Origin of the sequence: Flectobacillus major DSM 103, from assembly GCF_000427405.1 — a bacterium.
GTDB lineage: Bacteria > Bacteroidota > Bacteroidia > Cytophagales > Spirosomataceae > Flectobacillus > Flectobacillus major.
The window spans coordinates 3215679-3229424 of sequence record NZ_KE386491.1 but is presented as its reverse complement, the minus strand read 5'-3'; the positions used below and the strand labels follow the sequence as shown (position 1 = coordinate 3229424).

General features: G+C 39.5%; 18 protein-coding genes. 13 read left to right on the top strand and 5 right to left on the bottom strand.

Translation table 11 applies throughout. From position 1 onward, the window contains the following. Positions 1-573 carry a Crp/Fnr family transcriptional regulator gene (locus FLEMA_RS70255; RefSeq protein ID WP_081681335.1) on the bottom strand — a complete coding sequence of 191 codons (573 nt, stop codon included), beginning with the start codon at positions 571-573 and terminating at the stop codon, positions 1-3. A 152-nt stretch (positions 574-725) separates the two neighbouring features. Between FLEMA_RS70255 and FLEMA_RS0127495 the strand changes: the two genes are divergently transcribed. Beyond that, complete coding sequence (locus FLEMA_RS0127495) at positions 726-1016, top strand: YciI family protein (RefSeq protein ID WP_026997845.1); 291 nt, start codon at positions 726-728, stop codon at positions 1014-1016. On the opposite strand, the gene FLEMA_RS70250 is transcribed toward FLEMA_RS0127495, so the two are convergent. From FLEMA_RS70250 to FLEMA_RS70235, 4 genes are all read right to left on the bottom strand, one after another. Continuing rightward, on the bottom strand, positions 1013-1861 hold the full coding sequence (locus tag FLEMA_RS70250; protein WP_044172016.1) for a polysaccharide deacetylase family protein: 849 nt from the start codon (positions 1859-1861) through the stop codon (positions 1013-1015). The genes FLEMA_RS0127495 and FLEMA_RS70250 overlap by 4 nt on opposite strands. A gap of 43 nt (positions 1862-1904) precedes the next feature. Beyond that, positions 1905-2648, bottom strand: a complete 744-nt coding sequence (locus tag FLEMA_RS70245; protein WP_044172015.1) for a glycosyltransferase family 2 protein — start codon at positions 2646-2648, stop codon at positions 1905-1907. 405 nt (positions 2649-3053) lie between these two features. Further along, complete coding sequence (locus tag FLEMA_RS76160) at positions 3054-3902, bottom strand: DUF6600 domain-containing protein (RefSeq protein WP_052354123.1); 849 nt, start codon at positions 3900-3902, stop codon at positions 3054-3056. Between the two features lie 102 nt (positions 3903-4004). Beyond that, a complete protein-coding gene (locus FLEMA_RS70235) occupies positions 4005-4544 on the bottom strand; it encodes a DUF4136 domain-containing protein (RefSeq protein ID WP_044172013.1) in 540 nt (179 codons plus the stop codon). A gap of 495 nt (positions 4545-5039) precedes the next feature. Between FLEMA_RS70235 and FLEMA_RS0127370 the strand changes: the two genes are divergently transcribed. The 12 genes from FLEMA_RS0127370 (at position 5040) to rplN (ending at position 13745) form a co-directional block, all read left to right on the top strand. Next, positions 5040-6740, top strand: coding sequence for a GMC oxidoreductase (locus tag FLEMA_RS0127370; protein ID WP_026996220.1), 1701 nt, complete (start codon positions 5040-5042; stop codon positions 6738-6740). A 1125-nt stretch (positions 6741-7865) separates the two neighbouring features. After that, positions 7866-8483: a 50S ribosomal protein L3 gene (rplC, locus tag FLEMA_RS0127340; RefSeq protein ID WP_026997844.1), complete on the top strand. Its 618-nt coding sequence runs from the start codon at positions 7866-7868 to the stop codon at positions 8481-8483. A gap of 87 nt (positions 8484-8570) precedes the next feature. Then, positions 8571-9200 (top strand): 50S ribosomal protein L4, encoded by a 630-nt coding sequence (rplD, locus tag FLEMA_RS0127335; RefSeq protein ID WP_026997843.1) that lies wholly within the window; start codon positions 8571-8573, stop codon positions 9198-9200. A gap of 42 nt (positions 9201-9242) precedes the next feature. Next, positions 9243-9530, top strand: a complete 288-nt coding sequence (rplW, locus tag FLEMA_RS0127325) for a 50S ribosomal protein L23 (protein ID WP_026996219.1) — start codon at positions 9243-9245, stop codon at positions 9528-9530. Positions 9531-9648: 118 nt separating this feature from the next. Further along, a complete protein-coding gene (rplB, locus tag FLEMA_RS0127320; RefSeq protein ID WP_026996218.1) occupies positions 9649-10473 on the top strand; it encodes a 50S ribosomal protein L2 in 825 nt (274 codons plus the stop codon). 4 nt (positions 10474-10477) lie between these two features. Further along, entirely contained in the window at positions 10478-10756 is a 279-nt protein-coding gene (gene rpsS / locus FLEMA_RS0127315; protein WP_026996217.1) for a 30S ribosomal protein S19, read from the top strand. A 94-nt stretch (positions 10757-10850) separates the two neighbouring features. Next, positions 10851-11222 (top strand): 50S ribosomal protein L22, encoded by a 372-nt coding sequence (rplV, locus tag FLEMA_RS0127305; RefSeq protein WP_044172011.1) that lies wholly within the window; start codon positions 10851-10853, stop codon positions 11220-11222. 27 nt (positions 11223-11249) lie between these two features. Beyond that, positions 11250-12104: a 30S ribosomal protein S3 gene (rpsC, locus tag FLEMA_RS0127300; RefSeq protein ID WP_026997841.1), complete on the top strand. Its 855-nt coding sequence runs from the start codon at positions 11250-11252 to the stop codon at positions 12102-12104. Between the two features lie 107 nt (positions 12105-12211). Then, entirely contained in the window at positions 12212-12634 is a 423-nt protein-coding gene (gene rplP / locus FLEMA_RS0127290) for a 50S ribosomal protein L16 (protein ID WP_026997840.1), read from the top strand. A 79-nt stretch (positions 12635-12713) separates the two neighbouring features. Continuing rightward, positions 12714-12905 (top strand): 50S ribosomal protein L29, encoded by a 192-nt coding sequence (gene rpmC / locus FLEMA_RS0127280; RefSeq protein WP_026997839.1) that lies wholly within the window; start codon positions 12714-12716, stop codon positions 12903-12905. A gap of 103 nt (positions 12906-13008) precedes the next feature. Then, positions 13009-13263: a 30S ribosomal protein S17 gene (gene rpsQ / locus FLEMA_RS0127275; protein WP_026996216.1), complete on the top strand. Its 255-nt coding sequence runs from the start codon at positions 13009-13011 to the stop codon at positions 13261-13263. A gap of 113 nt (positions 13264-13376) precedes the next feature. After that, the gene (rplN, locus tag FLEMA_RS0127265; protein WP_026997838.1) at positions 13377-13745 is read left to right on the top strand and encodes a 50S ribosomal protein L14; all 369 of its coding nucleotides are present in this window, start codon (positions 13377-13379) and stop codon (positions 13743-13745) included. Position 13746 lies beyond the last annotated feature (1 nt).

Here is a 13746-nt window from a genome sequence, read left to right as displayed (position 1 = left end):
CTAGCCTCTGATATTTCTTCGTAAACGACTGAGCGACTGTGGCGTAATGCCCAAAAAATTGGAAAGATAAAGCTGAGGTACACGATTAATCAAAGCTGGTTGCTCTTTTGAAATTCGTTCGTAGCGTTCTTGTGCTGTTTCCGAAATAAACGAACGTAACCTGATTTCTTGTTCCAAAGCCACTTGCTGATATGTTAGGCGGCCAAATTTGTCCCAATTATGGTATTGGTTGCAGAGATTCTCAAGGGTTTCTTTTGAAATTACACATAAATCGGTGTCTTCAATGGCCTGAATGTAGTCGTTACTAGGTTGATTGAGGACATAGCAGGTCATACTCGTCACAAATTGGTTTTCGAACGAGATTTGAAAAGTGGTTTCTTGATTGTTTTGAACAAAAAAAGAGCGAGTCAATCCTTTATTAATAAAGCCAATAGCAGCGTTATATTCTCCAGCTTTTATAAAATATTCCCCTTTTTTGATAGTGCGTTCTTCAAATAAACAATGAGCGGCTTCTATTTCCTCAGGTGTGAAGTTTACAAAGCTTTTCACAAAATTAATCATGCTTGGTTTCATAAAATACTGTATTTAAGTGCTATGTCTTCAACGTGTTAATTAAAAAGCTTAATCCACTATGTTGTACATAGAAGGGTATAGGATAACAAAAGGTAATTTGAGTTAGAAAAACCGATACTTTTGTTACAAAAATAAACAAACCATTGATATAGATGAACCAATATGTAATTTATGCCTTTGATGGCACAGACGAAGAAGCATTGGCTCGCCGTATGGCCGCTAGATCACTACACCTTGACGTAGCTACTCAGCTAAAGGCAAATCATAACTTTATTGTTGGTGGAGCTATGCTGGACGAAACAGGCAAAATGGTTGGCTCTACCATGATTGTTCAGTTTGAAACCAAGGAGGCTTTTGATGCTTGGTTTTCTACCGACCCCTATATAACCATGAATGTCTGGCAAAAAATTGAGGTTCATCCTTTTCGAGTTGCCAATATCTAAATTTTTACGGTACGAACGCTGTTCCAATCTACCGATTTTTCGGCAGTAGCCAAATCCATAAATGGGACATCCTGAATCAGCCAATTGAGTTTATTCATACATCCCCCCAAACCATAATATGATTTGAATTTACGAATCATACTCAACTCTGGAATCATGGGTTGGTCGGGGTCAAAGTCTCTAGGATGAAAGTATGTCATCACATAGTTGGCTTGTTTGGTAAGCTGTTTAATAAGAGGGTAGGGGAATAACCTAAAATAGCCACCTCCCGAAAAAATCAAGGACGTTCCCATCATATTATGAATATTGATAGGGAACTCCTTGAGTTTATGCCCATCAATATCAATCCAGCAAGGTTCGGCTGTACCAAACTGTTCAAACCCTCCATGCGACCTCTTGGCAGGAAATACCGAGCAGTCTATTTCTATTCCATTTTCAATAAGTACCTCAAATGCCCATTTGTTTTCTTGCTTGATAGAAAAACCTGGGGCACGATAAGCTCTTACTTTTTTGCCAGTGGCATCTTCTAGTGCCTTGATAGAAGTCGATAAATCTTCTTTGAACTCTTTACGGTTTTGTTCATAAGCCAACTGGTGCAAGTCAGAATGCGTTGCAATTTCATATCCTTTATTGGATATAGCCTTGATAATATCGGGATGTTTACGAGCTACCCAGCCCAAGCAAAAAAAGGTAGCCTGCTGCTGGTTTTTTTCTAATAGGTCAAAAATTTTGTCCATATTTTGATGGATACGGCTAGGGTATTTGGCCCAATCGTCCTCGGTCTTAGTAGAGGCATTATCCAAGAGGTGAAACCACTCTTCTATATCAAAAGTTAGAATATTCATATTGTAGTTATTTCGGTACAAAACTTTTGTACTAAATGAAATTTTAGGTAAATAGTTGGCTGATTTTAGAGATAGGCTTCATCCAAAGAGTGTACCACCTAGGGTTTAGTTGATTGATTTGCCACGCTCTTCGGTCTTCCATATTGGCACGATAGCGATGTTTCCACGAAGCCGTACTTGTACCGCCATTACGCATAGTCATAACAACTTCAGGCAAATAGGCTGCCGATAAGCCATGTTTGTACATCATTCTTAGCATTAGCTCGTAGTCGCCCGAACAAGTAAAATCGGTGATATAATAACCATATTGTTCAAATGCTGCTCGTTTTATATAGAATGACAAATGCGGGGGCATCCAGCCTTTAAGCCAATTTTCACGATTATACTCACCCGATTTCCAATATCGTACAATTTTGTGCATATTGTCAGGGTTCACATATTGCTTATCGCCATAAATTACATCTGTGCCATGTTGCTGAAATGCCTCTGCTACATGGCTCAATACATGATTGTTAGGGTAGAAGTCGTCCGAGCCAATTGTTCCTACAATATCACCAGTAGCCATTTTAACACCCTTATTGAGGGCATCATAAATACCTTTATCAGGCTCTGAAATATATTTGATTTTATTACCAAACGATTGAAGAATTTCTACTGTGCTATCTTTTGAAGCACCATCAACAACAATGTATTCAACCCAAGGGTAGTCTTGTGCCAAAACACTCTCTATGGTTTGTTTAATGGTTTTCTCGCTGTTGAAAGAAACGGTAATGATTGAGATTTTCATGGGAGGGCATCTATTTATTGCGGCAAAGATACATAACTACTGTGGTTTAATCTGCTAAAAACCTAGGATTGCCCTCGAAATATTCTGATAGGCGTGTAGTGATGGACAAGTAAAACATGAGTCATCTCCCAATTTTAGGTAATATTAAAAGAGACCTCCTATTTGTGCTTGTTGGGATTTATGAAGTAGACCATTGTACCTTCTTCCCAAAGTACACAAAAGGGAGGCTTTTATTGACTATTAATCAAAAAAGGCGAGATGACTCATCTTTAAGATACAAAGCATTGAATCTCTACTGGTGAAAATCATATTCAACAATAATCACTCATTTGCTCAATCACAATTTACTAAATTAGGGATGACTCATGTTTGGTATAACTAAGAAACTCGGTTGGTGTATTTTACTTATCGGCCTCGTCCACCTCTAAAGCCTCCCCCTCTGTTTCCAAATGAGCCATAGTTATAACTTCGGGTACTACCCCAGTTGGTATTACTCTGTGAGCGATAAGTGTTATAGCTTCTTTGAGCATTATTTCCATTAAAACCAGATAGGTCGTGTACCGATGGCCCTGCCGAATAAAAAGTACGGCCTGTATTATTCCGAAGAATATTTGTTTGTGGCATAAAATGGTTATTGTATGAGCGGTTAACGATATAATTACCTAAGTTTCGCTCTACAAGTTTATGTCGTGGTACAAATGACCAATATGAGCTTGGGGGGTAATAATTGCCACCAAACTGGATACCAAAACCCAATCCCCATGTATAACCGTTTGGAAACATTGGTGCCCAGCCAAAGGCATCGGCTGTACTGCCCCAAGTTACCCATGCTGGCGACCACTGATAACCGGGTACCCATGCCCAGCCATAGGGCGAATCATAAAACCAACGACCATAATGGAAGGGTGCCCATCCCCAAGCATAACTTGATTGCCAAGTCCAGCCATAATTGGTATAATCCCAGTAGCCATTGGTTGAGTATGGCTGAAAAGTGCTATCTACTCCAGGAACCCAAACATTGCCATATTTAGGGTCATTTACCCAGCTGCCATATTTGCCTAATTCTTCATGAAATAACTCATAACTTACCTTGGTGGTATCGCCAGGGTTATAAGTGGTATCAATAGCTACCTCTTTGAGGTTGGGACTACCAGCCAACGAAATACTGGAATCATCAAAATAGCTTCGTTGTGTTGTACAAGCGGCAACCGCTACCAAACAGAATAACAAGATGCCAAATTGGATTGTTTTCATGTGTTTTGTATGTTAAACACTATTATAAACCTTATTCAAGAAGCATGTTATATCCTAAAAAGCTATAACTGCATTACTATCAAATTGCACTATCTTGATTTGCTAAAGCCTAGCTAGAATCTTTTTGGCTTGTTTGGGTAGTTCAGAACTCAATTTTGCAGGATTGTTGACTGGGCTATCCATCGAACCTCGCCACAACAAACGCTTATCACTGGCCGCAATACAATCAATGACAAATGTTCCGTTGATATATCGTTGTGGATAATAGCCACCACCTCCCCAAGCATACATCGGGTAAAATCCTCTAAAACCACCGTACATTCCATAAAATGGATAGGCATAATTATTAGACACCATTCGGGTTTGAGGTTCGATAAACTCACGATAGGTTATCAAAAACTCAGGATTTTGCTCATCTAAAACATACCCTTTTTGAGCCATTTGCTTATCTACTTCAGCCTTGATATTCTGATAAGTAATATCGCTTTTATATAATGGATTTTGATTGGCAATTACCTGAGCTTTCGTCCAAGCATAACGACGAAAACTATGTATGTCGGACAATCGGTTTTGTTCGACCTTTACCGAAGTACAACTGCTGAATCCTATAACAAGGAAAGCAAAAAACAATAGCTTTTTCATGGTCTTATGATGTTTAAGTTATATCTGATTAGACAAGACTAACCACCAAAACGTTTACCACATCAACTGTTTATTTGATGTTAAAATATGTTAAAAACAAAGTGCTACAAGTATGTAAGGAATAAAAGCTTACTAAACCTTTGTCAGCTTGGTGAAATAGGCTTTTTTGAAGCTATTGTGCTAACGAATACCCAACAAAGTGGTCGTTAAAAACAGAGTTATTAAGTATTATGGTTAGAGCAGGAAAACAAAGGTGCTGAAACTTATGTCTGGTCGATAACCTATCGTCAGTTAGGCATTAAAACCCCTGTTTTAGTAGAAAACCTATCAATGGATACTCTCATAGGAAAATTAAGAAAGCTTAAACCAATAAATCATGCGTGCTAATTTGCTCGATACTCCAACTACCCTACAGAAAAACATAAGGGTTCGTTTTAGATTTCATACAATTATTGCTTAATTTTAGTCAGTACAATTTTTCTAACTATGATATAAATGGAAGCAATGAAGGAAAAACGAACTTACGATGCCATTGTGGTAGGTTCTGGTGTCAGTGGAGGGTGGTCGGCAAAAGAATTAGCAGAGAAAGGACTGAAGGTATTAGTGTTGGAACGTGGGCGAATGATTGAGCATGTGAAAGACTATCATACAGCCATGACCGACCCCTGGGATTTTCCGCATGGAGGGCAAGTCCCCTTAGAGGAAATGAAAAATTATCCTATTCATCAGCGAACAGGTTTTACCATTACAGAGTCTACCAAGCATCATTTTACAAAAGATATAGATTTTCCTTACATAGAAGAAAAACGGTTTGATTGGATCAGAAGCTGGCAAGTGGGAGGCAAGTCGCTTACTTGGGGAAGGGTATCTTTGCGAATGAGCGACCTCGACTTTGAGGCCAATGCCAAAGAAGGTATTGGTATTGATTGGCCTATTCGTTACAAAGACTTAGCTCCTTGGTATGCTTATGTCGAAAAATTTGTGGGTATTGCAGGCAAAAAAGATGGTATTCCTCATTTGCCCGATGGTGTTTTTCAGCCACCTATTCCAATGACTTGTGTAGAAGACCATCTTGGAAAAGCCCTAAAAACCAAATACCCCGACCGCCATGTGATTCACTCACGTACGGCTAACTTAACCGACCCTACTCCAGAGCAGCTTGCTTTAGGACGAGCTAAATGCCAGCTAAGAGATATGTGTATGCGTGGATGTCCATTTGGAGCGTATTTTAGCTCGCAATCAGCTACATTTCCTGCTGCTCGTAAAACGGGTAATCTTACTATTCGCCCTCACTCTATTGTTAATTCTATCATTTATGATGACACAAAAGGTAAGGCAACAGGCGTGAGGGTAATTGATGAAAATACCCATGAATGGGTAGATTTTCATGCAAAAATTATATTCTTGAATGCTTCTGCTTTAGGTTCTACTTATATTTTGATGAATTCTAAGTCACGACGTTTTCCAAATGGATTGGGTAATGATAGCGGAGCTTTAGGCCACTACTTAATGGACCACCATTTTGGTATCGGAGCCCGTGGCGAACATGATGGCTTTAATAATCAGTATTATTATGGTCGTCGTCCTAATGCTATCTATATTCCTCGTTATCGTAATGTTGGTAACGACAAACGTGACTATTTACGTGGTTTTGGCTATGAAGGAGGTAGCTGGAAAGCTCGTGGCGAGTCTGATGACGAGTTTGGTGCTGATTTTAAAGACAAATATACCCATCCAACAGGCAATTGGGGCTTAGATATTATGGGTTTTGCTGAAACGTTGCCTGTTTATACCAATAGGGTAACATTGACCGACGAGCAAAAAGATAAATGGGGACAACCTCTTTTAAAAATGTCGGCCGAGTTTGGCGAAAACGAACGTAAAATGCGAGTAGATATTAAAAACGATGCTGCCGAAATGTTAGAAGCAGCAGGTTTTAAAAATATCGAAACCTACGACAACCAGCCAGGGTTTGGTCTAAGTATTCACGAAATGGGAACGGCTCGAATGGGACGAGACCCCAAAACTTCTGTACTGAATGCTCATAGCCAAGTTTGGGGATGTCCTAATGTATTTGTAACCGATGGAGCATGTATGACCTCGTCTTCAAACGTTAACCCGTCGTTAACTTATATGGCTTTGTCGGCCAGAGCTGTAGATTTTGCTGTGAAAGAATTAAAAAAAGGCAATTTATAAAGCCTTTAGGTTACGGCATAACTGTTTTACTATTAGCTAGCGAATCCATTTGCTAGCTAATAGTAAAATTACAATACAAACAATAGACCTATTTTAGACTTGACGGACAATCCCAAATTACAATAGCCGAAACGCTCAAGTATCAACGTATTAATCCAAGACACTTCAGCTTACAAACAAATTCAAACGATTCGTATAACCTCTATGGCACAACCAAAATCTGTAGACAGTGCCTACACAGCTATTGCTATGCTTAGTATTTTGATAGAATCAAGAAATAGAGAAGTGTACAGTATAATATCAATGTCCTAGAAATGAGTATCTTAATAGGTCTTAAAGAGATTTGTAACATCGAAAAAAATAGATTTGAGCAAATACAACAATGTTATTTATGTACTCAAAACGATTGGTGCATCAGAACGTCAATATATCAATATTGAAACCAAGGGGAAAAGTAGATATTTGAATCACAGCACACATAACAGTTCATCATTTTATATTTCAACAAGCCCAGATAGGCTACAGCGTTGGTAATAAAATGAAAGGTAATAAAGTAGCAATTCAGTGAAATCCTTCAATAAAAAATACAATCGTATAAGCCTAACGATGGTAGTGGTTTTTTTTTAATATTTTTTTAAAATATTTTTCATAACTCATTGTATTTCAAAAACTATTCTCTAATTTTGCAGTCCCATTAAGGCACCCCAATTCACATGGTCTTGCAAAGGGTTGGCAGAACTCGGCAAGAAATTAAGTAAGTTGAAATATTTGGAGTGCTAGCATAGGAAAAGACAACACAAGGTTATTGCCTAATCAAGTTTGTCGCAAATAGTGTCAGAACTGATACTGGCTTGCTTTACTGAATGCCCAGTTTGCAAAGTTGAGTATTAAGCTGCACAGGACTCGTCTCACGGGTATAAGCCCGTCCGCACATTTCTTGTCGCTTTATCCCTCAATTTTCTGTCGCTCAAATAGTTTTGAGAATTTTTTTGTGTACTTTTTTGTTAGTGCCAAATAAAATTCCGACCTTTGCAGTCCGTTTTACGTCGAATCTATTAGGTGAATACGTAACTCGTTGTAAATAAGTTAATTATTTTATCTTTTAACGTTTTATTCAATAATAAAATGTCTGGAATTATCGGAAAGAAAATCGGTATGACCAGCCTCTACAATGCTGATGGTGCTGCCATCCCTTGTACGCTGATTGAAGCCGGTCCTTGTGTAGTAACGCAAGTAAAAACAGTAGAAAAAGAAGGCTATAGTGCTATTCAGTTAGGCTATGGTGAGAAGAAGGAAAAACACACTTCTAGGCCATTATTAGGTCACTTCAAAAAAGCAGGCACAACTCCCAAAAAGAAGCTTGTAGAATTCAAATCTTTTGAAAGCCCATTAGCTTTAGGAGAAACCGTATCGGCAGAGTTATTTGCAGAAGGTGACTTCATCGATGCAATCGGAACATCAAAAGGTAAAGGTTTCCAAGGTGTTGTTAAGCGTCACGGATTTAGTGGTGTAGGAGGTCAAACTCACGGACAGCACAACCGCGGTCGCCACCCAGGTTCAATTGGTGCTTGTTCATTCCCATCTCGTGTATTCAAAGGTCTTCGCATGGCAGGTCGTACAGGTGGTAATCGCGTAAAAGTTCAAAACTTGCAAGTATTGAAAGTTTATGCTGACAAAAACCTTATCGTAGTGTCAGGTTCAGTACCAGGAGCGAAAAATTCATACGTTATCCTTGAAAAATAGATTTAGGTTGAAAGATTGGAATATCTCTTAGGGCTTTAAAAGTCAACTTTTCAAATCTTCAATTTTTAAATCTTCACATTAAAGAAAATGGAATTATCAGTATTAAATATACAAGGCAAAGAGACAGGTAAGAAAGTAACGCTTTCTGACGAAATCTTTGGAATCGAGCCAAACGAGCACGTTGTTTGGTTAGATGTGAAGCAATTCTTGGCTAACAAACGTCAAGGAACTCACAAAGCAAAAGAAAGAGCAGAGGTTTCGCGTTCAACACGCAAGCTGAAGCGTCAAAAAGGAACGGGTGGAGCTCGTGCAGGTTCAATGAAATCACCTTTGTTTAAGGGTGGTGGACGTGTATTCGGTCCAGTTCCTCGTGACTACTCATTCAAATTGAACAAGAAAGTAAAATCTTTAGCTCGTCAGTCGGCATTTGCTGCAAAAGCACAAGCAGGAGAGGTTTCTGTTTTGGAAGATTTCTCATTCGAGGCACCAAAAACAAAAGCATTCTTGTCAATCTTGAACGCATTGTCATTGGTAGATACAAAAACATTGTTGATTTTGTCAGAAGAAAACCAAAACATTTATTTGTCAGGTCGCAATTTGCCAAAAACAAAAGTTGTATCTGCTGGCCAAGTAAATACTTATGACTTAGTAAATGCAACTCGTCTTATCATTGCAGAAGGTGCTGTTGCAAAAATCGAATCATCTTTCAGTAAATAGTTAGCAGTAGATAAAACTGAGAACAATTAACGTCATAAAGAAATGAGCATTATCAAAAGACCAATTCTTACTGAGAAAACTCAGGATTTGCAGAAGGGCGGTCAGTACGTTTTTGAAGTAGCGGGAAAATCAAACAAGATTGAAATCGCTAAAGAAATCAAGAAAATGTACGGAGTTGACGTAACATCTGTAAATACTCTTCGTCAGTTCGGTAAGAAAAAATCAAGAAGTACAAAAACTAAGATTACATCTGGTTATACTTCAACATTCAAGAAAGCAATCGTTACAGTAGCTAAAGGCGAAGTAATCGATTTCTATGAAGGAATCTAAAACCAATTTGAAGATAGATTAATTCGGATTGTTTGATACATAATCAACAATTCAATCATTCAGATTTTCAAATTAACATTTATGGGTGTTCACCCCGATAATTTGAACAAAAAGAGAAATGGCAGTTAGAAAATTAAAACCAACATCTCCGGGTCAACGTCAACGTATCGCTCCAACTTTCGAAGAGATTACTACTTCGAAACCGTATAAACCGTTGTTGGCTCCAATTAAAAGAACAGGTGGTCGTAACAACTTAGGACATCGTGCTATGCGTTACATCGGTGGTGGTCACAAACGTCGTTACCGTTTGATCGACTTCTATCGTGACAAATTCGATGTTGAAGCTACAGTTTTGACAATTGAATACGATCCAAACCGTACAGCACGTATTGCTCTGATCGAGTATGCTGACGGAGAAAAATCTTATATCATTGCTCCTACAGGTTTGAAAGTAGGTCAATCTGTGATATCAAGTGCAAGTGCAGCTCCAGAAGTGGGAAATACAATGCCTTTGTCGAGTATTCCAGTAGGTACAATTGTACACGCTATTGAGCTTCGCCCTCGTGGTGGTGCTGAGTTAGCTCGTTCTGCTGGTACTTACGCTCAGTTGTTGGCTCGTGATAGCAAATATGCTACATTGAAATTGCCTTCAGGTGAAATGCGTATGGTTTTAGCAAACTGTTTGGCAACGGTAGGTTCTGTATCAAATGCAGATCACATGAACACAAACTTGGGTAAAGCTGGTCGTCACCGTTGGTTAGGCCGCCGTCCAAGAGTTCGTGGTGTAGTAATGAACCCAGTAGATCACCCAATGGGTGGTGGTGAAGGCCGTTCTTCTGGTGGTCACCCACGCTCACGCACAGGCTTGTTAGCGAAAGGTAAGAAAACTCGCGACAAGAAAAAGGATTCAAATCGTCTAATCATCAGTAGAAAGAAAAAATAGATAGATGGCACGTTCATTAAAAAAAGGACCTTATATTGACTATCGCCTTGACAACAAGGTGGTTGCTATGAATGATTCAGGCAAAAAGTCAGTTATCAAAACTTGGTCAAGACGTTCAATGATTTCTCCTGACTTCGTTGGACACACTTTCGCAGTGCATAACGGCAACAAGTTTATCCCAGTATATGTTACAGAAAACATGGTTGGACATAAACTTGGTGAATTTGCTCCAACTCGCAATTTCCGAGGTCACATCGCAAAAAAAGATAAAGGCAAAAGGTAATAGGGGATAGTGGACGGTGGATTGCGGGTTGAAGGAAAAGTTCTAACAATCCAAATAATCCAAAATCCCAAATCCGAAATCCGAAATCATAGAAATGGAAGCAGTAGCTAAATTAAACAATGTTCCGACTTCTCCTCAGAAAATGAGAATCGTGGTTGACATGATTAGAGGTCAGAAAGTCAACAAGGCTTTGGGTATCTTGAAATTTGAACCTAAAGTTGGTGCTAGATACGTTGAGAAATTGTTACTCTCGGCGATTGCCAATTGGCAAAACAAGCACGAAGACGTTAAGTTGGAAGATGCCGACTTGTACGTTAAAACCGTTACAGTAGATGGCGGTAGCTCATTGAAGCGTTTGCGTCCAGCTCCACAAGGTCGTGGATACAGAATCTTGAAGCGTTCAAACCACATTACTATCGTGGTTGCTTCAGCAAGTGCTCCATCAATCGTAACAATAGAAGAATAATTAGAGAAAACATCTAAATATCACAAAATGGGACAGAAAGTAAACCCCGTTGGTCTTAGACTTGGTATCGTCAGAGGTTGGGATTCTAACTGGTACGGCGGTAAAAACTTTGCCGACAAGTTAGTTGAGGATGAGAAAATCCGTAAGTACGTTGCTGCTCGTATTCCAAAGGGTGCAATCTCTAAGGTAATCATCGAGCGTACTTTGAAGCGTATTACCTTGACTATCAATACAGCTCGCCCTGGCGTTGTAATTGGTAAAGGTGGTCAAGAAGTTGATAAAATCAAAGAAGAATTAAAGAAAATCACAGGCAAAGATGTTCAAATCAACATCTTTGAAATTAAACGTCCTGAGATTGATGCTAAATTGATTGGCGAAACTATCGCTCAGCAATTAGAAGCACGTATTTCTTTCCGTCGTGCTATGAAGCAAGCAATTGCTTCTGCGATGAGAGTAGGTGCTCAAGGTATCAAATTGAAGCTTTCTGGCCGTTTGGGTGGTGCCGAAATGGCTCGCTCAGAAGGATACAAAGAAGGACGTATTCCTCTTCATACTTTGCGTGCCGATATTGACTACGCTATCTCTGAAGCTTTGACGGTTTATGGTAAAATCGGTATCAAAGTGTGGGTGTTCAAAGGCGAAGTGTACGGCAAACGTGATCTTTCTCCAAACGCTGGAATGGCTGCTCAACAAGCAGGTGGTGGCGACTCTCGTGGTGGTAACAACCAACGTGGCGGCCGTGACGATGATGGTGGACGCCGTGGCGGACGCGACAATCGTGGTGGTGGTCGTGGTGGTAATGACAACCAACGTCGTAACAACAATAACAACAACCGCGGAAAAGGAGGAAATCCTAACAACAAAGGAGGCGGAAAGAGATAATTTTTAAAATCTTAGTTTAAAGTCGCAAGTCTTAAAGATTGCATTTGTACTACTCAAAAGTAACCCTTTATGACTTACGACTTATGACTTAAAGACTTCATAAGACAATGTTACAACCAAGAAGAACCAAGTTCCGTAAGCAACAGAAAGGTAGAGTGAAAGGATTGGCAACTCGAGGTCATGAAATTGACTTCGGTACATTCGCTATCAAAGCTCTGGAGCCAGGACGTATAACTGCTCGTCAAATCGAAGCAGCTCGTATCTCAGTAACTCGTGCAATGAAACGTGAAGGTCAGGTTTGGATTCGTATCTTCCCTGATAAACCTATCACTAAGAAACCTGCAGAGGTACGTATGGGTAAAGGTAAAGGTGCTCCTGAATATTGGGTAGCCAATATCAAACCAGGCACAATTTTGTTCGAATCATCTGGCGTACCTTTAGAATTGGCTCAGGAGTCACTTCGTTTGGCAGCTCAGAAATTACCACTTCGTACAAAATTCGTAGTTCGTAGAGATTATCAAGAAGAATAGTATTTTTTGTCGTTAGTCGTTAGTCATTTGTCGTACCGACACATGATCAACGTCCAACGACTCAACGACTAATAGAACAATGAAAAACGCAGAAATCCAAAAATTGAGCTTAGAAGAGTTGAAAAACACTTTGGCTTCAGAAAAAGATGCTTTGGCACGTTTGAAGTTTGCTCACGCTATTTCTCCAATTGAGAACCCTTTGCGTTTGCGTGAAGCTCGTAAAGTGATTGCTCGCTTGGAAACTGCTATTACAGCAGCAGCCAAAAAATAATGCTCGGGGGGGCTTTCTCCTAAGTGTTACATAGTAAATGATTTTTTTAACAGACCTCATCAACATACCGCTTGAGGTCAATCGAAAACAACCAAATCCAACGATGGAAAGAAATCTAAGAAAAGTAAGGATTGGGCGTGTGGTGAGCAACAAGATGGACAAGTCTATCACCGTCGCCGTAGAAAGAAAAGTTAAGCACCCACTTTATGGTAAGTTTATGCAAAAAACTTCAAAAGTGATGGCTCATGATGAGAAAAACGAATGTGGAATCGGCGACACAGTTAAGGTTATGGAGACCCGTCCTTTGTCAAAGAACAAGCGTTGGAGATTAGTTGAAATTATCGAGAAAGCGAAATAATTCACTACTCCAGTTTCATCCAGCGTTAAGCACTATCTACAAGCTTTTCTTGGGCTAGTGTATAATTAACAATGATTTAATTTTTTCGCAATCTTTAATATACCAAGCAAACAATGGTACAGCAAGAATCAAGACTCGGCGTTGCTGATAACTCAGGTGCAAAAGAAGTACTGGTTATTCGTGTGCTGGGCGGTACAGGAAAAAGATATGCTTCTGTTGGTGACAAAATCGTAGTAACTGTGAAGTCTGCGTTATCGTCATCTAGCATGAAGAAAGGTACGGTTTCTAAAGCCGTAGTAGTAAGAACTAAAAAAGAAATTCGTCGCAAAGATGGTTCATATATCCGCTTTGAAGACAATGCAGCAGTTCTTTTAAATAACAATGACGAGCCACGTGGTACTCGTATTTTCGGGCCAGTTGCACGTGAATTACGTGAAGCAGGGTTTATGAAAATTGTTTCGTTAGCTCCAGAGGTACTTTAAT